Origin of the sequence: Fructilactobacillus florum 8D, assembly GCF_000512295.1 — a bacterium.
Classification (GTDB): Bacteria; Bacillota; Bacilli; order Lactobacillales; family Lactobacillaceae; genus Fructilactobacillus; species Fructilactobacillus florum.
The window spans coordinates 1-20,049 of sequence record NZ_ALXG01000041.1 but is presented as its reverse complement, the minus strand read 5'-3'; the positions used below and the strand labels follow the sequence as shown (position 1 = coordinate 20,049).

At 39.0% G+C, this 20,049-nt stretch carries 16 protein-coding genes and 2 pseudogenes; 5 read left to right on the top strand and 13 right to left on the bottom strand.

The window, feature by feature from the left end; genetic code table 11:
- Positions 1 to 285: pseudogene (locus B808_RS05050) on the bottom strand (sigma-70 family RNA polymerase sigma factor); the annotation flags it as partial.
- Between the two features lie 522 nt (positions 286 to 807).
- Positions 808 to 1,434, bottom strand: coding sequence for a restriction endonuclease subunit S domain-containing protein (locus B808_RS05045; RefSeq protein WP_051393817.1), 627 nt, complete (start codon positions 1,432 to 1,434; stop codon positions 808 to 810).
- A 26-nt stretch (positions 1,435 to 1,460) separates the two neighbouring features.
- On the opposite strand from B808_RS05045, the pseudogene B808_RS06390 reads away from it, so the two are divergent.
- Positions 1,461 to 2,018: pseudogene (locus B808_RS06390) on the top strand (restriction endonuclease subunit S); the annotation flags it as partial.
- On the opposite strand, the gene B808_RS05035 reads toward B808_RS06390, so the two are convergent.
- The 7 genes from B808_RS05035 to B808_RS05005 form a co-directional block, all read right to left on the bottom strand.
- Positions 2,005 to 2,922, bottom strand: coding sequence for a site-specific integrase (locus tag B808_RS05035; protein WP_009166372.1), 918 nt, complete (start codon positions 2,920 to 2,922; stop codon positions 2,005 to 2,007). The pseudogene B808_RS06390 and the gene B808_RS05035 sit on opposite strands and share 14 nt — an antisense overlap.
- A gap of 122 nt (positions 2,923 to 3,044) precedes the next feature.
- Positions 3,045 to 4,130: a restriction endonuclease subunit S gene (locus B808_RS05030; protein WP_051393815.1), complete on the bottom strand. Its 1,086-nt coding sequence runs from the start codon at positions 4,128 to 4,130 to the stop codon at positions 3,045 to 3,047.
- Positions 4,120 to 5,709, bottom strand: a complete 1,590-nt coding sequence (locus tag B808_RS05025) for a type I restriction-modification system subunit M (protein WP_009166242.1) — start codon at positions 5,707 to 5,709, stop codon at positions 4,120 to 4,122. Before B808_RS05025 ends, B808_RS05030 begins: the two co-directional genes overlap by 11 nt.
- Positions 5,710 to 5,726: 17 nt before the next feature.
- Positions 5,727 to 8,705, bottom strand: coding sequence for a type I restriction endonuclease subunit R (locus tag B808_RS05020; RefSeq protein ID WP_009166243.1), 2,979 nt, complete (start codon positions 8,703 to 8,705; stop codon positions 5,727 to 5,729).
- A 73-nt stretch (positions 8,706 to 8,778) separates the two neighbouring features.
- Positions 8,779 to 9,471 carry a Fic family protein gene (locus B808_RS05015; protein ID WP_035422318.1) on the bottom strand — a complete coding sequence of 231 codons (693 nt, stop codon included), beginning with the start codon at positions 9,469 to 9,471 and terminating at the stop codon, positions 8,779 to 8,781.
- Between the two features lie 247 nt (positions 9,472 to 9,718).
- Positions 9,719 to 10,555, bottom strand: coding sequence for a hypothetical protein (locus B808_RS05010; protein WP_035422316.1), 837 nt, complete (start codon positions 10,553 to 10,555; stop codon positions 9,719 to 9,721).
- Between the two features lie 200 nt (positions 10,556 to 10,755).
- Entirely contained in the window at positions 10,756 to 11,952 is a 1,197-nt protein-coding gene (locus B808_RS05005; protein ID WP_009166246.1) for an ammonium transporter, read from the bottom strand.
- 190 nt (positions 11,953 to 12,142) lie between these two features.
- Between B808_RS05005 and B808_RS05000 the strand changes: the two genes are divergently transcribed.
- Positions 12,143 to 13,480 carry an aspartate aminotransferase family protein gene (locus B808_RS05000; protein WP_009166247.1) on the top strand — a complete coding sequence of 446 codons (1,338 nt, stop codon included), beginning with the start codon at positions 12,143 to 12,145 and terminating at the stop codon, positions 13,478 to 13,480.
- Position 13,481: 1 nt separating this feature from the next.
- On the opposite strand, the gene B808_RS04995 is transcribed toward B808_RS05000, so the two are convergent.
- From B808_RS04995 to rbsK, 3 genes are all read right to left on the bottom strand, one after another.
- Positions 13,482 to 14,051, bottom strand: coding sequence for a DNA-3-methyladenine glycosylase I (locus B808_RS04995; protein WP_035422314.1), 570 nt, complete (start codon positions 14,049 to 14,051; stop codon positions 13,482 to 13,484).
- A gap of 161 nt (positions 14,052 to 14,212) precedes the next feature.
- Entirely contained in the window at positions 14,213 to 15,133 is a 921-nt protein-coding gene (locus B808_RS04990; protein ID WP_035422312.1) for a phosphoglycerate dehydrogenase, read from the bottom strand.
- Positions 15,134 to 15,154: 21 nt separating this feature from the next.
- Positions 15,155 to 16,780: a ribokinase gene (rbsK, locus tag B808_RS04985; protein WP_225349222.1), complete on the bottom strand. Its 1,626-nt coding sequence runs from the start codon at positions 16,778 to 16,780 to the stop codon at positions 15,155 to 15,157.
- A gap of 344 nt (positions 16,781 to 17,124) precedes the next feature.
- On the opposite strand from rbsK, the gene B808_RS04980 reads away from it, so the two are divergent.
- The gene (locus B808_RS04980; RefSeq protein ID WP_009166251.1) at positions 17,125 to 18,150 is read left to right on the top strand and encodes a zinc-dependent alcohol dehydrogenase family protein; all 1,026 of its coding nucleotides are present in this window, start codon (positions 17,125 to 17,127) and stop codon (positions 18,148 to 18,150) included.
- Positions 18,151 to 18,213: 63 nt separating this feature from the next.
- The gene (locus B808_RS04975; RefSeq protein WP_051393818.1) at positions 18,214 to 18,999 is read left to right on the top strand and encodes a fructose permease; all 786 of its coding nucleotides are present in this window, start codon (positions 18,214 to 18,216) and stop codon (positions 18,997 to 18,999) included.
- A gap of 128 nt (positions 19,000 to 19,127) precedes the next feature.
- Here the strand turns inward: B808_RS04975 and B808_RS04970 are convergent, their stop codons facing one another.
- On the bottom strand, positions 19,128 to 19,445 hold the full coding sequence (locus B808_RS04970; RefSeq protein ID WP_035422308.1) for a hypothetical protein: 318 nt from the start codon (positions 19,443 to 19,445) through the stop codon (positions 19,128 to 19,130).
- Between the two features lie 130 nt (positions 19,446 to 19,575).
- On the opposite strand from B808_RS04970, the gene B808_RS04965 reads away from it, so the two are divergent.
- Positions 19,576 to 20,049 (top strand): hypothetical protein (locus B808_RS04965; protein ID WP_035422304.1); only part of this gene is annotated, 474 nt, incomplete at its 3' end.

Genomic DNA, 20,049 nt, shown 5'->3' with positions numbered 1-20,049 from the left:
CCCCCCCCCCGAAATTTTGGCGGTCTGGCGGGTCTTCTGGCGCAAAACGTCTAGTAATTTCCAGTAGACCGCTTGATAAATATAGTTCATCATTTTGGGATGATTTTCCCGCTCATGGGGGTACTTTTGATAGGCGCAGATAAATGCTAAACGACCTTCCTGAGCTAAATCATCATACTGTTGCTGAAATGGTCTAATGTTGAGCCGTTTTAAAACTCCATAAATGATAACTTCATGGTCATCCAGTAACATAAATTGAAATGCTTGGCGTGCTGTTGGTTCCAAATAAAAAAACTCCCATCACATAGATTGTGATAAGAGATACGGATAAAAGCCAGCTTTTATTTGGTGAAAAAGTAGGTCAAAATAATTTAAATAAAGATGAAATCGACTGAAGAACCTATTATTATCGATAATAAATTTACTCTAAAAAAGCAAAAGTTCTACTACATCAATGAATTCGATTTATTCGATCTAATATTTAAATTTTTATTCTACAATTCACTATTAACGGATTTTTAGCCGTGATTCCCCGGATGTGAAACCATCTCATTTGTAACAGTAATGGAATCATACATAATAAATCCTTCATACCGTGTCAGTATTAATACAAATAATTCATTTAATAATTAATCTAGATAAATATATGGCTTCTATAATTTATATACGATGAAAAGACTAATTTTCATTATTTTTTCGAGATAGCCATCGAATTTTAAATTGACATGTAAAAATACCAAAGTTTAATTTAAATTTGAAATCCAATTTTTTATTAATTTTTTTGTCTGGTTTATGCATCAGATCCTCTTATCTTTTCACAAAGAATGTTATTTTTAAAAACAAGCGTAAGTTCTTATAATTTATATAAATAACGTCAAACAAATGCTTAAACTCATTGGCAGCGATGGATTTATTTATAGATTTAAATATCAATCCAACTTTAGTTTGCTCACAAAAATCAGGAATTTTTATAGATAAATTAAGGACTTTATTTTTTGAAATATTATATCTTGAAATACCTTGAGCTAATTTCACTATGTTATTCCTAAAATATTCAGATCTAAATGAATTGGCCAAAAAATAGTTATCAATATTAATATTAGTTCTAAATCCAAAGGAAAAGCTATTTAAATATAAGTTTTCATGTTTGAAATTTAATACTGATGACATACCAACCTCATTTGGAGTTTCAGATGAAATAGTAAAAAAAGCGTCACCAATATTTACCTTGTTTTGTTTTTCTGAACTATTGATTAATACTTTTTCCATTTGTGATTCAGATATCATTTCATTATCAAAAATATTTTTATAAGTGATAAATTTACTATTTCCTATACCAAAGTCATCTTTTGTTTTTCCTGATAATCCACTGTAACTTTCACCAAAATTTTTAAGCTTACGCTGCTCCCAAGTATTGGCAAGTGTAAAAGGCATGTTATTACGCTGTACTTTGGGAGCAGCGTAAGCTTGGTGATATTTGTAAAGTTCAAGGAGGAGGGACGCCTAGTTCACAATCAAGTAGATACTGGGACGGGGATATAAATTGGTTTACACCGACAGAAGTTTTTAATAATGGCTTTTTGAATAGAAGTAAACGCAGAATAACTTCTATTGGGTTGAAAAATAGCTCTGCAAAATTGATGACATCTGGAACAGTCCTAATGACGTCTAGAGCCGGTGTTGGTGATATGGCCATTTTAAGTGAGCCGTCTGCAACCAATCAGGGATTTCAGTCATTAATCCCAAATAAAGGAATTTTTTCGTATTTTTTATATTCAATGCATGATGAAATAAGTAAAGAAGCTAATAGGTTAGCCTCCGGATCTACTTTTACTGAAATTTCAAATAAGCAAGTAAATAAAATAAATGTCTTTATACCAATCGCTGCCAACGAACGTAAGTTAATAGCTAATTTTTTTAAATATTATGATTTTTACATCGCTGCCAATGCGCGTGACCAAAAAAGAGCATTCAAAATATTGAATGCTCAATCCATACGCTTATTTAAACCAGACTAGCAAGATGTTTCATCACTTTATCATTATCTTGATTCTCCAATTCTTGAATAATATGCAGATAAGTATGCTCGGTTGTAGTCATATTAGAATGCCCCAAACGCCTTGCTACAGAGGCAATACTGACACCTGCATATAGTAATAATGACGCATGCGTATGACGTAATCCATGGACAGAAATCACTTTAATTCCTGCTTTTTTACAAAGTCGTTCTAAATAATGATTCACCGTATCATTATAAATTTTCCCATTCACGAACACTGGTTCGTCTTTTGGTAGATTTTTTGTTAGTTGTGAGAACTGAATTACCGTTTGCCAGTCCAAAGGCACCTTCCGAACCGAAGACTTATTCTTTGTAGGAGCGAACCCCATTTGGTGACTCTTATAATCCCAAGTTTTATTAATGGTTAGTACCTGATGAGTGAAATCAAAATCTTGTGGAGTTACTCCCAATGCTTCTGCAAATCGCAATCCTGTTTTAGCTACCAACAAAATAAAATAATCCCAACTAACATTGTCATCTAGGTTAAGCTCATTTAGTAATCCCTGTAACTCGTACTGATGTAAGTACTTTGTCTTATGTTGTCTTTGTTTAATCCCCTTAATGATTGCCTTTCTGGTCGGATCTTTGGTTAAGTACTCCTCTTCCAGAGCATCAATCAATGAACTCTTAAGGTGCCGATGAAAATCCATCGTTGTTTGGCGTTCGTGCGTTTCTGCATAATCATTTAACAATTGTTGATAGGTTAGCCTAGATAAATCTATCATCATTAGTTCCGGTGCCAGCATCACCAACTGCCGATGCGTCATTTGATACTTCTGATAAGTGACTTCACGAACTGCATCCTTTTTATACAATTTCATCCATTGATCAAAGTATTGGTGGAACTTCATTGCTTGTGCCATTAATAGCACCTCCATAAAAAAATAAGCCGGTATATACCGACTTATTTAGAATGACACACAAGTTACTGAACATCTAGTTAATTTCCCTCATCAACAGCGTAAGTAAAAAATTTGACAAAAATTTAAACAAACAAATTTTGCATCAAATATTTTTTAACTTTTTTCAGATTTTCGAGCTTACGTTCATTGGCAGCGAGTGATTCGTCAAAATACTTAATAAAAAAGCCTATTTTATTTTGCTCTATGCTTTTGGGTACAAAAATTTTTCCATTTTTATAATCAGAAAAATATATATGCGGAATTGTTGACCCAACAATATATTTTGATAAATTTATTTGACTTAATAAATAATATAGAAAATAAATGGAATTATTTTTGGTACTAAGATAACCCATTGTTGAGATTACAGATGATTTTTCTGGTCTAAGTTTTATTGAACCTACACCAGAACCATCTTTGATTATAGAAATATATTTATTCGTCATATCATATGTTTCTATGTTCCCGATTAATGCCGTCGCATCAAAAACTGGGTATTGACCATTCCCCATATTTGAAATTTTATTTGCAATTAATTTAGAAGATGAATAAGAAAAAACATCACCCAACTTACGCTGCTCCCAAGGGTCAGTGAACCCCTTGAAGCGCCAATTCTGAATAAAAATTCTTTGCATGAATAATTTCTTGAGACTTTTTAACTGTGAAAGCTTACGTTCATTGGCAGCGATTGATTTTTTGTTCTTTTTTAAAATATTTGAAATTAATCGCTGCTCTTGAACATCAGTTGACATACTTGTTGACTTTCTTTGCACGACTGAAATGTAGTGCCGATTATGCCCTATTGGTCGTATATTGGCGTTATTAAGTAATTCATATAAATAATAAATATCATTGTTATTTTTTGGAGTTAAAATTTTTATTGCAGATGATTTAACTAAATATGAAAAATCAACATAATGACTCTCCAGCGTAAAATCGTCAAATATTATTGATGGACCTTTATCATAAACATTTTTTTCATTTGAATACCCTAAAACAAAGGATTTGTTTGCCGTTAAAACAGGAGTACCCTTAATTAAATAATCTGTGTTTTTAACAATATATTTATCTGGTCTTTCATAATTAAAGACATCTTCAAACTTACGCTGCTCCCAAGGTTCCAAAAAGCCCTTAAACCGGATTTTAGGAGTCATTTTATCATTTTTCATTAAATAACCCCTTAATTTCATCAAGCTGCTGTTGAGCGACAGCATCTCCACCGACCAAATCATCCATTAACGAACTAATTTCACCGTTTAACTGTTTAATTTCGGTATCAGTTTCCTGCATGTCACTAACCAATTTATCAACATCAACGGGTGGCTCTGGTTCAAAAGTATCGACGTAGCGTGGAATATTAAGGTTATATTCATTTTCCTTGATTTCATCAAGATTTGCTACATGGGCATACTTATCAACATCTTTACGGTTTAGATAAGTATCAACAATTTTATTAATGTCTTCATTTCTTAATTTGTTGCTGTTTTTTTGTTTTTCAAATCCTTTCGATGCATCAATAAAAAGCACGTCATCTTCCATTCGATTTTTTTCTAATACCATGATAATCGTTGGGATTCCAGTATTGGTAAATATTTTAGGAGGGATACCGATCACAGCTGAAATATTATTCTCTTCCAGTAACTGTTTTCTAATTCTTCCTTCTGCTGCTCCACGGAACAAAACTCCGTGAGGTAAAACAATCGCCATTCTTCCATCTTGCTTCAAGTGATAAAGGCCATGTTGTAAAAAGGCAAAATCGGCTTTTGATTTAGGGGCAACTCCACTCTTAAATCGAGGATCATCTTCACGATTAGTATTATCCCATTTCAAAGAATATGGTGGATTTGCCATCACTGCATCAAACATCCGAGGATTATCAACCCCATCTGTAACACCATCCGGCCAATCAGAGCTTAGGGTGTCGGAATTGTGAATATGAATGTCGTTATACTCCACCCCGTGCATCATTAAGTTAATTCTGCCTAGGTTATACGTAGTCGTAATTACTTCTTGTCCATAATATTTGATGGCTCCACGAACTCCGTCATTTTTCATGTATGAAGCTGTCGTTAACAATAACGAACCTGAGCCCATCGCTGGATCATAAAGGCTATATTCTGGCATATCTTCGCGACCTGCTGTTAAAATACGAGCCATGATATCAGATACTTCATGCGGAGTATAAAATTCACCAGCTTTAGCTCCAGAATTAGCAGCAAACATTCCAATTAAATATTCGTATAGGTCTCCAAGCACGTCTGTATTTTCATCGATTTCAATCTTATCGATTAAACCAATCCAGTCCATCAAGGTCTTGGTTCTAGTTTGGGTATTGCTTCCCAGGCGATTAGAAGTTAAATCCATGTCATCAAAAATACCTTCAAATTCAGGCTTCGCATTAGGACTAACTCCCTGATTAAATCGAACAATTGCATCTGATACATTAGAAATATTAAACTGATCAGTATTAATTTTTTCTTGCCAGTCAGAAAACATATCTCCTGGTCTAATTACATAGCCAAGTTTATTTTGCATAAACCTAGTCGCCTTTTCTGGATTTTGCTGCCAAATGTTTTCCCAGGATTCTCCATGAAGCTGATTATTTAACCATGCTTGGGCTTTATTAGAAAGAAATTTGTAAAACATCAACCCAAAAATGTAATTTTTATATTCAGCAGGTTCAATCTTTCCCCTTGTTTCATTTAGAGTTTTCCAAATGAGACTCTTTTTTTCAGCTGTTAATACCATAATATTTATTATATTCCTTATTTATTATTTATTTTGTCAAAGTAATTCGTTACTGAATCTTCAAAATCGGCCGTTTGAAAGAAACCAATGTCTAATTTTTCCTCAATCTCTTGTAATTTTTGGCTTAACTCCGGATTATCATTTAATGATTTGCCGGGCGAATACAGTGCATATGCACTAATGATATCGTTGCCGTTGTAATTATGATCGGCAGCCCATTTATAAATCTTTAATTCTTGTTGGGCATTTCTAATAACTTTACGTGTTGACTGTAACGTTTCAGTATTAAAGTGTTCTTTATATTCCCCTCGTTCAATACCATCAAGCACCGCACCAATTTCTTCTCGGCTACTTTCGTCCATTGGCTTCACATGTTCCTCAACTGCTGTGCGATTTTGATTACTTTTTTCGTCCATATAGTTGTTTAACAATTCAACCAAGTGATCATAATCGATGATTTCATTTGCATACGACTCAATTGCAACTTTAATATTAGTCAAATCAATTTGTTTTTTAGCCGGTAACATTTCATTAACATCGTTCATTCTAGCCTGGAGAGAGTTAAACTGTTCCTCTGTTTTTATTTGTAAGGAAGTTGGTTGGTTTTTGTCATCCGTAACCTCACTCCCAATGCTGTATCCTTGCTGTACTAATCTTTGCACTTTAGAATTAACATCAGCAGCTGTCACGGCAAATTCAAACTTTTCTTTTTCGGAAGGTGGGGTTTGCGAAAAATCTTCCCCAGCTAATTCTTGTAATCGTTCAATTTGTGGTTGTAAGTCATTAATTTGCTTAGACATGCTAGGAGCTAAAATATCATCATCTAATAATTTCTTTTGTTCAGCTGTGTCTGGAACTTTACTAGCATCTTCAATCGTATCATTACCACCCTTGGTATAAATAATAAGGGCGTTTTTTACGTTTTCTTCCATTGCTGAACCTTTACGATAAAAACGTACTTTACCATGTGGTTTAGCATTCCTATCAATTGTTCGATTAGTTCTAGACATGGCCTGGATTAGTGGGCCTTCCTTCATCATTTTATCCATATAAATTATATTGATATATTTTGAATCAAAACCCGTCAAAAGCTGATCCGAAACAATAATTAAATCTAATCGGTCATCATCATTCCCGGTATTATAAGGTTTCTTACGAGAGATTCTCTTAGTTATATCATTTAAATATGCTCGTTCTGGATCATTATCTTCCAAAAAATTACGGGTCCCATACCGTTCGATATAATCTTCCATAGATTGCTTCAAAGCTGCTTGTAAATCAGAGTCTCCCACACCATTGTCGTCGCTTTTTGAATAAGTCATGCTTACTCTTAGTTCTGGAGCATCCTTTTTAAATAAATTATAGTATGCGACCACGGCTTGCTTACCAGAAACAGCTAACATACCTTGAAATTGGTTCGGTTTTCGAACGCCCATTTCAATGGGCCCACTGGAATTTGCAACCCAGTTGTTTTTAATATCGTTTACAACGGCTTTCCTAAAAGGTAAGCTCGTCAAAACCTCTTTTTCTAGCTCGTCATCAGAAACTTTTGTTTTTTTATCTGCTTCAATCTGTGATTCATAATAGGTCACATCAAAACCAAGCACATTCCCGTCTCCAATGGCATCCTTAATGGTGTAGCGATGTAGTCTGGGTCCAAAAATATCATAAGTAGAAATTTCCTTAGAAGTTTTGACTTCATTTATTTCATCACTATAAAAGTTAGGCGTCCCGGTAAAACCAAACCAGGTTGTTTTTGGCAGTGCCCTCTTTATCCGCTTAACCGCATCTCCACTAGCTGAACGGTGCGCCTCGTCCATTAAGATAACCATTCGATCATCAGAAGCTAACTTTCCCTCTTTGATTACTTTATCTAGACCTTGAATCGAAATTAAATAAATATGTGACTGACTATTTTTTCGTAAGCCTTTCTTTAGTTCCCGTCCATTAACCACCTTAATTCGATCCTCAAAGGTTTTATAAGCAAACGATTTAAAATTTTCTGCAGTTTGATTAACTAAATCCACCCGATCAACAATAAACAACACATTTTTCACTCGTGGCATTGAAGCTAAAAGTTGGGCGACCTTGAACGAAGTAACTGTTTTACCAGAACCTGTCGTATGCCAAATATAGCCTCCCTCTCTTTCAATCAGCCCATTATTATCCATTTCCTTCATTCGCTCTAAGATTTTCCGAGTTGCTTGAATCTGATATGAACGCATTACCATCAAATTGTCATTTGAAGCGTCTGGAATCATATTAACTGTAACTAAACGATGTAGTGCGGGGATTCCCATCACTCTATGAATAAATTTCATCGTATTAGTTACATCTTTACCATCATCATCACGCCAACCAAATACAAAATCCCGGTTATAAGATTCTATGTTCTTGGGTCTTGCAAAATAATGAGCAGAGTGTTGTGACAAAATAAATTGAACTTGTACAAAGGACATTAGTCCAGCATACATACCATCGCCATCATATTTTTGTAACTGTTCAAATGCACTCCATTGATTCTGTAATGACTCGTCTTTTTCTTCAATATGGCAGACTGGTAAACCATTAATTAATAATAAAATATCAACCCGCCGATTTTCACTTAAACTATAAGGTAAATTATTAAAAGTAATCTGGTTAACTACTTCATAGCGAGAATGCCCGCCAGCGACTTCATCACCATAAAAAATTTCTAATTCAATCTGACTGCCGTCATCACGATTTAACGGAATCGTGCCTACTCCACCAGCCCCAGCCAACATTAGTTGCGCATCATAAGGAGTTTTATTTTTCTTTAATTCTAGCTTGATTCTAGAAAATTCATCATCAGTTAATGATTTCCCCTTAAGCCGTTTATGATTATTTTGATTTAAAATGTCTCGCCAATGATCATATAAGTGCTTAATAGTTACACCTGAATAATCATCAAGATAATCCCAACCTTCATCCCTTAGTTTATCAATCACTGCCGCTTCAAACTTATTTTCTGCCATGATTCCATCCTTTGATATTATTAATCCAAACAAAAATAATTTATTAAATTTAATTATACCTTTTTTAAGGGACTCATTTCCCACGTGCTTGTAAACCTTGAATCCCGTTGTCATATGTCCATTGCTTAATTTTGGTCATATCATTAGTACGGTAAAAATCCGCAATTAATTTATTCCATTTGTCCCATTTACTTAAAGGAACATTAATTAGGCCGGCGCCGCCGTCTATCATAATTTTATTGGCACTTAGTATTGCCGTTCGTTTGTTGCCATCCCAGAATATTTGTTGGCGCATATTATGATACATGAGTGTCAATGCTTTATCGGTGGTAGTCATCCGTGAAGCTTCCAATGTTTTTTGCAAAAAATTCTGTTCTTGAAGCTCATCAATCAGCGGTGATTCAAAGAATTCTTCGTCGCCTAAATCAATCCCGCCTTGTCCCTGTCGTAATTCGCCGGGAACTAGTGCGTCTTCTGCCGCCACAATTTTATTGATTTGTTTTTCCATGGCTAATGTCAGTGGACCATCTTGGACTGTCACATATTGCCAACCACGCTTCAAATTAACAATCGTTAAAACATCCTCAATAGGAACTCCCGCTACGCTCATGCCATCCATGATAGTTTGTGTCTGTGGCAAGGTGGTATTAACACCTTCAAAACGGGAACTAGTGTACACAAGTTTTGTAAGATTTGTACGAGCAAACCGTTTATTCTCATCAGGTGTGAATTTGTATCTATTCGCGTAAGGTTGCGTTTCGGACATATTCGAACTCCTTAGCCAATTATTTGGTTTTCAATTAACTTCGGTCTTCTTAAGCTAGACCGAGATATACGTTTACTTATAAAGTATTAATTTGTTCCGCCCCACCACAGCGTAATAATTATATTTTTTTCAGATTTTTTAGCTTACACTCGTTAGCAGCGTAAGTCTTGTATTAAAAACATCATACAACAGTCCACCGTAATAAAAAAGGAGCTCCTTATCCAAGGCGCTCCCTTTAATCTATAGATTATTTCTTCATTGTTTTGTGCAGTTGATTACCCCGATAAAGATTATACCCAATTCCTAACACGTAAAATAGCGCTGCAAGCCATGGCAACCAGCGACCAATGCTATACATATTTTGCATGTCACTAAAACTCAAACCGTTTTGCCAAGCTTTCGTTGCGCTATCAATCGGATTGGTATAGACATAGATGGCAAAAACTACGCCTCCCAACAACATGATGACTCCAATTGTTTTCAGCATCGTCCCCGCCGTTTTCTCGCGATTAACTCCCTTCAACAAACCCCCAATCGAGGCTAGAATCCCATACTCAGTCAGCGTCCCCCCAAAGAAGTAATAATAGCCGGCCGTACTCAACGAACCGCTTTGAATCACGGTCAATAATTGATTAGATAGATTGCCAACCCGATTGCGTCCAATCGTATAGATTACCACTCCAATAATCAAAGCCAAGAGACCACTCCACAGCTCCAGATTGCCAGTAAAATCCGATTTTTTAAACCCATTTAGACGCTGGCGCCAGCCAGTTGCTGGGGTAGAGTTGGGCTGAAAGGTGATTGTCTCTTCATCATGCACCACTGCTGGTTTCTCACCAAGAATTCGCTTATGTAAATTCGTCTCCCATGTAAACCGCTTTTTACCAGTTAATAGTGGCGTCAGATACAGAAAAGCCACTAAAAGTAACAATAAAAATTTCTGGGAACCTGGTAAAACAATCATCAACAACCAAACTCCAAAGATCGTTAATCCACTATTACTAACAAATAACAATACTTGTTTTAAATGTGGCTTGGTTGGGATGATCTTCTCCCAAGAAGACTCTATGTGCATTTTCCTCATTAATTAGCCTCCCATCATAACACTACTCTAACTTAAATCTAACTGCTTCCTTATAAAAAAGCAATTTAAGTTTTACTGAACTTTGCTACCAAGGATTCCATTTAAACACTGATCATTAATTTTGTAACAAAAAGCTACTAAAAAAGCCCGCTAATTGCTAGCCAGCAATCTCGGACTTTTTGTTGTAAGCTTTTAATTTTTTAAGCGTCCCAATCCTCCTGTAGCTTTTCTGCCGCGGACGAAATTCGCATCCGGATAATTTGCTTCAAAACTAGGATAATCAAGGTCACAATTACTGCGGTGTACAAAATCGTAAAACCAGTGGCCCCTAACTGTAATCCCAATTGATGCCAGCCTCCACCTGCGAACAAACCGTTCGAGGTAACTGCTGCATTAATCGATTTGCTGGCAAAGAGCCCGGTCATTATGCTCCCAACAATCCCAGAGACTCCATGACAGCCAAAGGCGTCCAACGTATCATCAATCTTCAACAGTGGTTTAACCGTTGTAATGAAAAAGTAACTAACCAAGGTCGCCACCAAGCCAATCCAAAGCGCGGCTGCCACTGAAACAAATCCACATGCCGGTGTGATCGCCACCAAACCACAAATTGCTCCCGAGCAAACTCCAAATAACGTGGCATTTCGTTTCGTAAAGACATCGAGCACCATCCAAGTCAACATGGCCGTCGCAGTTGCCACCGTCGTTGTCAGCATGGCCTGCATCGCCACGCTATTCATGCTTAGTGCCGAGCCCGCATTAAATCCATACCAACCAACCCACAGCATCGCCGTTCCTAGTAAAACCCAACTCAAATTTTTAGGACTTCCCTTTTGTTGTACAAGCCGAGGTCCCAAAAAATAGGCCAAAATGAGGGCAGTCACTCCCGCATCGATATGAACAACCAGTCCCCCGGCAAAATCTAATGCTCCAAAACTCTGTAAAAAGCCTCCACCCCATACCAGATGAACCAGGGGATAATATACAAAAATGGACCAGAGTATCACAAATGAAATCAAAAATTTAAAATTCATGCGACCGACAATTGCTCCTACAAATAATGCTGGTGTGATAATCGCAAACATCATCTGAAATAACAAAAACGCCGCATTTGAAATTTTACCTCCAGCGGCCACCGAAGGCGCAGCTAAATTCAAATGATTCAGCATGAGATTATGAAAATCTCCGATTAAATTCCAATGATTCCCGGAAAAAGAAAGTGAGTAGCCCCCAATTACCCACAAAAGTACTGGAATGCTACACATGATAAAAACCGACATTAGAGTATTATTAATCTGCTTTTGTGGCACCATTCCCCCATAAAAAAATGCTAGTCCTGGTGTCATAAAAAAGACTAGCACTGCACAAATGAAGATAAACGTCATACTACTTGCCATCAATCTGTCCTCCCCGACCAAGATTTCAAAATTGATTTTAGTATAGTAAGTTTCTGGTCACCTGCCTAGCTTTCATGTTGCAATTTGCGACATCTAAAAAATATCTCAAGTAGCCTTGACATGTACCTTAGAAACAAATAAACTTTACAAAAATTATTGTAGGAAATCTAATTACCGGGAGGCGGTTTTTATGGGCACCAATCAGTCATTGCTAAATCGCGAACAACAAAACTATGCTCCTGCTGATCGAATTAAATATTTTGATATTGTCTTAGCAAGTGGGCAAGGTGCCAGCTTGACTGACGTAGAGGGTCATGAGTACCTAGACCTATTGTCGAGTGCCTCGGCAACTAACGTCGGTCACTGTCATCCGCACGTGGTTGAAGCGATAAAACGCCAAGCAGACCAATTAATCCAATATACACCCGCCTATTTTGCTACCAAGCCAGAGGTTGCCCTGACGGAAAGATTGGCCGCATTAGCTCCCATCGACGGACCAGTCAAAGTAGCTTTTGGTAATTCTGGATCAGATGCCAATGATGCCATCATTAAATTTTCTAGAGCAGCGACAGGTCGTTCTTACGTAGTCAGCTTCACGGGTGCTTACCATGGATCAACCTATGGTTCGATTAGTACTTCGGCTATAAGTCTCAATATGAGCCGCAAAATTGGTCCATTACTCCCAAACGTTATCAAAATGCCCTTCCCCAGTCCTTGGGAACGATTAGCACATGAAACTGACACAGAATTTTCCGAGCGCATGTTTCAAGAATTTCTCCGACCATTCACAACCTACCTGCCTCCCGAAGAAACCGCCGTTATCGAAATTGAACCCATCCAAGGTGATGGTGGTTTTCTCAAGGTTCCAGAGCATTTTATGGATTTGATCTACCAGTTTGCCCAAGATCACGGGATCTTATTTGCTGTTGACGAGGTTAATCAAGGACTCGGACGGAGTGGCAAAATGTGGAGCATCGAACATTTTCCTCATGTCCATCCTGATCTAGTCGCTATTGGTAAATCACTAGCAGCTGGACTACCGCTTAGTGCCGTGCTCGGACGAGCTAAAGTCATGGATGCCCTAGCAGCACCAGGAAATGTCTACACTACTGCTGGAAATCCGGTTACCACCGCAGCAGCTAGCGCTGTGCTGGACGTGATCGCTGACGAGCAGCTGGTTGAACGTAGCACACGACTTGGAGCACGAGCAGCCGACTTTTTCAACCAGCTTCAAACAAAGTATCCAGTCATCCACGACGTCCGTCTCTACGGTCTAAATGGTGGTCTAGAAATCTGCAAACCCCACACCGACCATCCAGATAGCAACACGGCTACCCGGTTAATTCAAAGAATTTTTGAGCTGGGGGCGCTGATGATCACTGTCCGCGGAAATGTTTTACGATTTCAACCACCATTAGTTATCACGGAAGCGGAGCTCGACCGTGCCCTTCAAATCATCGCTCAAGCATTTCAAGAATTAGCAGCAGGACGGCTAACTGGGCCCGTTCCCCAACTGGGATGGAACTAGTTCACCGTGCAGTTTGCAGTTGCTGATAGCGAAAACAACTGCTTTCATGATCATTAACCAGCCCAGCTGCCTGAAAAAATGAATAAATCGTCACCGGTCCTACAAACTGAAAGCCGACTTGTTTTAATTTTTGACTGAACTCGACCGCCTTTGGAATTGTTTTAGGAACATCATTAGCCGTCTGACAATGATGATTCAGCGGGTGCTGTCCAACCACTGACCAGACGAATTCAGCAAAATTTTGCCCGTGTTGCTCCCCAGCAGCAATAATCTTAGCATTCGTGATCACTGCCTGAAGCTTGCGCTGGTTTCTAATGAGAGCGGCATTAGTCATCAGAAGTGGCAACTGCTCCTGCATTTGTGCAACCTTAGTGACCTCAAAATCATGAAATGCTTCCCGAAACGCTGGTCTTTTCGCCAAAACGGTACTCCAACTCAAACCTGCTTGCATTATTTCTAGTGACAGAATTTCAAATAAGCGGCAACGATCATGACAGGGAGTACCCCACTCCTCATCATGGTACGGTTGCATCATTTGATCCTCGGTAGGAACCCAACTGCATCGAATCATATCCGCAATCCTTTCTTCTATACGAGTGTTTTTGAGTTTCTTAAGCTAGCTGTTAATTGGAGGAATTCCATTTATACGGCTAACAGCTATTTATAATCACAATAATATTATAAAAATATCCTTCAGCTGTGTTGCTAACAATAGCTGAAGGATATTTATTTTTATAATGACCATCGAAGTGGTTGTTGTTGCAACAATCGTAAAATTTCACTGGCAGCATCAACACTCATCCGTTCAATTGCTTCTGTTGTACTACCACCAAGATGTGGTGTCAGCAAAACATTGGGTAATTGATATAGCGGACTGGTCAGTGGTAGCGGTTGCTCAGTAAATACATCAAGTGCAGCACCCGCAATTTTCTGCTGTTGCAAGGCCGTCAGCAAGGCTGATTGGTTCACAATTGGTCCCCGCGCCAAATTAACTAAGACTGAGCTAGCTTTCATCCAGCTCAATTCTTGCGACCCAATCGAACCAATGGTGGTTGGATTGGCGGGCAAATGAAGGGTAACCACATCAGCTGTTCGAAAAAGCTGTTCTCGATCCACAAATTTACCAACCGTGCTCGTAGCTGGATGGGGTGTTGAAATCAGAATCTTCATCCCCAACGCTGCTAATTTTTGCGCAACTAGTTTACCAATCCGACCATAACCTAAAATCCCAGCAGTTTTCCCTGCCAAATCAGACCCTGGAACTGCCTGTAACCAGTCCCCCTGACGCATTAGCATCGAGTTCCGAGTTAGATGTCGCATTAAATCAAAGATCTCTGCTACCGTGGCCTCTGCCACCGTATTGGCATTGGCGTGTGGTGTGATGGTCACAGCAACTCCACGTTGACGTAATGCTTCGACATCGAGATTGTCATAGCCAACTCCCATTCGAGCGATTAGTCGTAGCTTTGGCAAAGATTCTAAGTCAGCTGTCGTTAAGGGGTTCAAGCCCCAAATTGCTGCCACAACTTGTGGAGCCTGCTCCGCCAAAGCTGTAGCCGTGCTTTCAGTTAGCTCTACTAACGTAGCATGATCTACTAATAATTGTCGTGCCGTAGCTGGCAACGACTTTGGAATCGCAATGACTGGTTTCATCACTATCACGACCTTTCTAATCTAATTTTTAGACCGATCAATGACCCGAACCTGCTGACCACCAATGATTAATTCATCACAAATCCCCAAGAATAATCCATGTTCAACCACTCCGGTTTGATGTTTCAAATCAGTTGCCAGTTTTGCTAAATCAGCTTGAGCTGGAATCGTAATGTCAATCAAATAATTGCCAGAATCCGTCGTTAAAATATCACCGTTCTTTTCAAAACGAAAAGCGGGTTCATAACCATGGTCGCGGAGATAACGAAAGACTCCCATGCCACCAAAAGGAATCACTTCTACCGGTAGCTGTTGGCCGACCAGAGTCTGCTTAGGTTTGCTTTGATCAACAATCCAAATATTTTTCTTAGACATGCTGGCAACTAATTTTTCAAAGAGTAGCGCGGCTCCACCACCTTTAATTCCGTCAAGGTTTTCATCCACTACATCAGCACCGTCTACCGTAATGTCAACGGCGTCAATCGTATTTACATCTAACATTTTCATTTTAAGCCGTTCCGCCAACTGTTGTGTTCCAAGGGAAGTGGCAACACATTCAATATCCAAATGTTCTTTTTCAATTCTTTCATGAATTGCCTTTACAAAGTAAGCCGACGTGGTGCCAGAACCCAATCCCAAAACAATGTGGTCGGGAATTCTAGCAGCTGCATACCGGGCAGCCGCTGCTTTTTCGGCCTCAACTTCATCCTGATCTGTATCAATTTTTTGAATTTCCGCGTTAATTGCTGCTTGATCTGGAATTGAATTTTGCGCTCCAGCAACTTGAACGGTTAAGGAAGAAGCATGGTTGGCATATAGCATCGCCTCACGAATATTGGAGTTATCTAGTTCCAGTTGCGAAGCCAGCGCTCCGATAAATGTATCACCTGCTGCTGTAGTATCGACTGCCTTAACTTTAAACGCTGGAATAAAGGCGTGTGACTCAGGTGTGGCATAGAATGAACCCTTATCGCCAACCGTGATGATCACCATCTTAATTCCTTGTGCAAAAAACTTAAGCGCATTATCTAACATGGAAACTTCATCTTTGACTTCCAACCCCGTCAACGTCTGTGCTTCCGTTTCATTGGGGGTAATGATATCAGTTAAATGTAGCAATTCTTCTGGAATTTCTTTTGCAGGAGCCGGATTCAAAATCGTTTGAACGCCATTTTCCTTAGCAATTTTAAAAGCTGCGATAATGGCCGGAATCGGGATCTCCAACTGGGCGATGACTCGATCAGCCTTTGCCAGTGCTTCACGATGTGCAATTACATCATCCGGGCTCAGTGCCATATTGGCACCTCCATAAACATAGATGGAATTTTGTCCCGATTGATCAACGGTAATGTAGGCTTTCCCCGTCTGAGACTGGTCGGTCATAATCACATGATCAACATTCATGTGATCTTGCTGAAATCCCTTCAACATCATTTCAGCATCTTCATCACGACCAAGCTTAGTAATAAAAGTGGTATCCGCTCCGGAACGAGCTGCGGCAATCGCTTGATTGGCCCCCTTACCGCCACCATGTGACTGCTGATAACTATCAATTGCTAACGTTTCACCTGGAAGTGCATATTTTTCGACGTTTAAAACTTTATCAACGTTGGTTGATCCAACCACTACAATTTTTTTTGGCATCATGAAATCCTCCTGTTATTACTTTCCATTATAGCATACTCAGCCCACTTCTGTAAGCGCTTACAAAAAGTTGGCTGTACCCTTGTTTGTGAACTATTTTATTACAAAATTGTCCCTTTAAGTGTTCACAATCACAAATTTAATCCCGGTTTGAAATCAATTTTCAGCAAAAATTACTTAACTTTCAAAACCCATAAAAACCCCTTGCAATAATAATGTAAACGGTTTATATTTTTAATTGTATATAACGGTTTGATCTAGATAGCGGTTATTTTGTTTTTAGAACTCGATCTGATCATGCTCAATTTATAACTTTTTATTTAGAGGTAATTAAAGGAGAGATTATTATGGCCGAAAAACAGCAAGCTTTAGTAATGACTGAAGTAAAGAACATGGAGATTAAAGAGGTTGATTTACCAGCAGTAAAAGCAGATGAGGTTGTCATCGAAACTGCATACGCTGGCATTTGTGGAACTGATAACGCACTCTTTAATGGTCTTCCCGGTTCTGCCGATGCAGTTCCTCCAATTATCTTAGGCCATGAAAACTCTGGAGTTGTTAAATCAGTGGGTGCCGATGTTCAATACCTCAAAGTTGGCGATCGGGTTGCCGTTGATCCAAACATCTACTGTGGTAAGTGTCACTACTGTCGAACTGGTCGCCCTGAATTATGTGAAAACCTTTCAGCAGTTGGTGTTACCCGTAATGGTGGCCTAGAACAATACTTCAGTGCTCCTGAACGAGTAGTTTACAAACTCCCTGACGAAGTTTCTCTTCGAGAAGCTTGTTCATTAGAACCAATTTCATGTGCCGTTCACACGATGAAAATTATGGATGAAATCACCCCTTATCAAACTGCCTTAATTATCGGTGATGGCTACATGGCTAAGCTCTTCGCCCAGATTCTTCGTGCTTATGGAATTCAAAACATTACAATGACCGGTCGCCATGATGACCTACTTGCCCAAGAAAAAGAACAGCTTCACTTGAACCAAGTAATTAACACCACTAAAGAAAAAATTGAAAAATCCTACGACGTTGTCTTTGAATGTGTTGGTAAACCTGAAACCCAAGAACAAGCTGTACAAGCAGCTAATCCTGGTGCCCAGGTCATGATGTTTGGAGTTGGTGCTCCCGGTCAAACCTTCGAAATGAACACCTATGAAGTCTTCAAGAAACAGCTTACTATCAAGGGTTCCATGATTAACCCTAATGCTTTTGAAGACTCGATTGCCCTCCTTAAATCTGGTGCTGTTAAGATCGAACCATTCCAGGCAAACTTACTTCGGCTTGATGAAGTTCAAGGGGTATTAGATCACTCGACTCCAAAGGTTGGTAAATGTGTGGTTGCCGTCAACCCGAACTTAAAGTAATCGTCGATTAGGAGAACTAGCTTGGCAAATCAAAAACCTAAAAAGACCCCACGGACGATCTCGATGCGGGTCTCAATCATGTATTTCATAATCTCATTATTAATTAATGCGTTAGGTAACGTTCTGACGTTGGTTACTAGTACAAAAATTGTTCCTTCCTTTTTGGGATCGGCTTTCTGGACCGCCTGTGAGACGAATTTAGGGATTGCCTTTGGTTGGAATCTATTTTGGGCGTTTTTGATTCTCGGAGTTGTAATTACGATTTTAAACGCCATTTTAGTCGGGCACTGGGACTGGGGACGTGCCATCGGAAATATTATTTTTATGGTACCTTTCTCTTTCTTAATCCAATTTTTCAATAACCTGTTTGTTGGTGGCGATTTATTTGGATTAACTATGAAGCCCATCATTAACATCCCAATGGCAACTAATTGGTGGTTAATTGTTCTTTACATCCTGATCAATTTTCTCGGAGTGGCTCTGATTGCAACGGCCATTTCGATTTATCAGCGGGCTAACCTGGTTTTGCATCCTGCCGATGACCTGATGCAAATTCTACGTTTTAAATACTTCAATGGTTCTGCTTGGAAAGCGATGTGGGCTTCTTACATTCCACCTACCATCATGGGAGTTGTTGCATTCATCATCACTCGCCAGTTTACGTACTATGGAATTGGAACGCTGTTCGCCTTTCTTTTCCAGGGACAAATTACTGGGATTGCTGATAAGACAATCTTCCCACGGCTTAAACATCAAGCAATTGATATCACTGAGGGTGATGAGTCCATTATTGCTGAGGAAATCGATAGCGATATTGAAGAATTAGAAGATGCTCCTCAAAAGAAATAGGTTTTTACTTGTAAACCAAAAACCCTATCATCCAACGATGGTAGGGTTTTTATTTACATAATAGTACAAAAACGTGCCACCGTATTTATCTAGTAGAAATACGATGGCAGGTTTTTTTATGCTTAAATTTACTTTTTAAGATGCCGAATAGCGTAGGATATTGCTGCTGAAGCAGCAATTAATATTCCTCCACCAATAACCCCAGCAGCTCGGGTTAAGGTTCTTGATTGATCATTTCTTTGTTGCACTGCTTTTTGATTATGCTGGCTATTCTTTCGCTGCTTAGTAGTTTCATTCTGAGCAGTTGGATTTACTGATGCTGGTGAGACATTATTTGATCCCGGTTGTTCATTAGCAACCACACCTCGATTAGCTGTAACGGCTCCATTCGTGGCAGTCGGCTTAGCAGCAGTCTCAGTAACCTGCGCAGTTCCTGAGGTCTTCACAGCGTTTGCTTGTACAGAACGAGCTACAACTGTTGAAGTACTGTCAGATGAACTGGTTGCTGGAGCTGAACTGCTCTGAGAATGGAACGTATGGTCTGACTGCAGAATTGATGATGATACCGAAATACTATTGGAAACAACTATTGATTCTGAACTAGCAGGTTTCGATCCACTTAGTGATCGAGAATTACTTGCTGAACTTGTTGTTTCACTTAACGAGACTGAACTACTCCGAGAAATTGATGTCGAGCGACTGTTCCAGATCGAGATCGACCAGCTGGTTGAATATGATTTGATCATTGATGACGCTAGTTCACTGAGCGAACTCGAGTTGCTCTTAGAAATCGAAGCAAGTTCAGAATTTCCGGTTGATTGGGAACTTGAAGCACTATCAGAATTTGAACCAGATGCCGAGCCACTTACTGAAACTGAATTACTCCGAGAACCTGAAATAGATTCAAACTCTGAAATAGAATTCGATTTGGACTGTGAATTTGAGTCAGACGTTGATGTGCTTCCAGAAGTCGATGCCGAGCCACTTACTGATTGTGAAGTGCTTGTTGATGAATCCAACTCACTTAGTGAAACTGAAATACTCTTAGAA

Bases quoted from the DNA above. Each gene is read 5' to 3' on its own strand.
- B808_RS05015 (WP_035422318.1), bottom strand. From the start codon at position 9,471: ATGTCCGAAACGCAACCTTACGCGAATAGATACAAATTCACACCTGAT.
- B808_RS05020 (WP_009166243.1), bottom strand. From the start codon at position 8,705: ATGGCAGAAAATAAGTTTGAAGCGGCAGTGATTGATAAACTAAGGGAT.
- B808_RS05010 (WP_035422316.1), bottom strand. From the start codon at position 10,555: ATGAGGAAAATGCACATAGAGTCTTCTTGGGAGAAGATCATCCCAACC.
- B808_RS04995 (WP_035422314.1), bottom strand. From the start codon at position 14,051: ATGATTCGATGCAGTTGGGTTCCTACCGAGGATCAAATGATGCAACCG.
- B808_RS05005 (WP_009166246.1), bottom strand. From the start codon at position 11,952: ATGGCAAGTAGTATGACGTTTATCTTCATTTGTGCAGTGCTAGTCTTT.
- B808_RS05035 (WP_009166372.1), bottom strand. From the start codon at position 2,922: ATGGCACAAGCAATGAAGTTCCACCAATACTTTGATCAATGGATGAAA.
- B808_RS04990 (WP_035422312.1), bottom strand. From the start codon at position 15,133: ATGAAACCAGTCATTGCGATTCCAAAGTCGTTGCCAGCTACGGCACGA.
- B808_RS05000 (WP_009166247.1), top strand. From the start codon at position 12,143: ATGGGCACCAATCAGTCATTGCTAAATCGCGAACAACAAAACTATGCT.
- B808_RS05045 (WP_051393817.1), bottom strand. From the start codon at position 1,434: ATGCCTTTTACACTTGCCAATACTTGGGAGCAGCGTAAGCTTAAAAAT.
- B808_RS04980 (WP_009166251.1), top strand. From the start codon at position 17,125: ATGGCCGAAAAACAGCAAGCTTTAGTAATGACTGAAGTAAAGAACATG.
- rbsK (WP_225349222.1), bottom strand. From the start codon at position 16,780: ATGATGCCAAAAAAAATTGTAGTGGTTGGATCAACCAACGTTGATAAA.
- B808_RS04975 (WP_051393818.1), top strand. From the start codon at position 18,214: ATGCGGGTCTCAATCATGTATTTCATAATCTCATTATTAATTAATGCG.
- B808_RS05030 (WP_051393815.1), bottom strand. From the start codon at position 4,130: ATGAAAAATGATAAAATGACTCCTAAAATCCGGTTTAAGGGCTTTTTG.
- B808_RS05025 (WP_009166242.1), bottom strand. From the start codon at position 5,709: ATGGTATTAACAGCTGAAAAAAAGAGTCTCATTTGGAAAACTCTAAAT.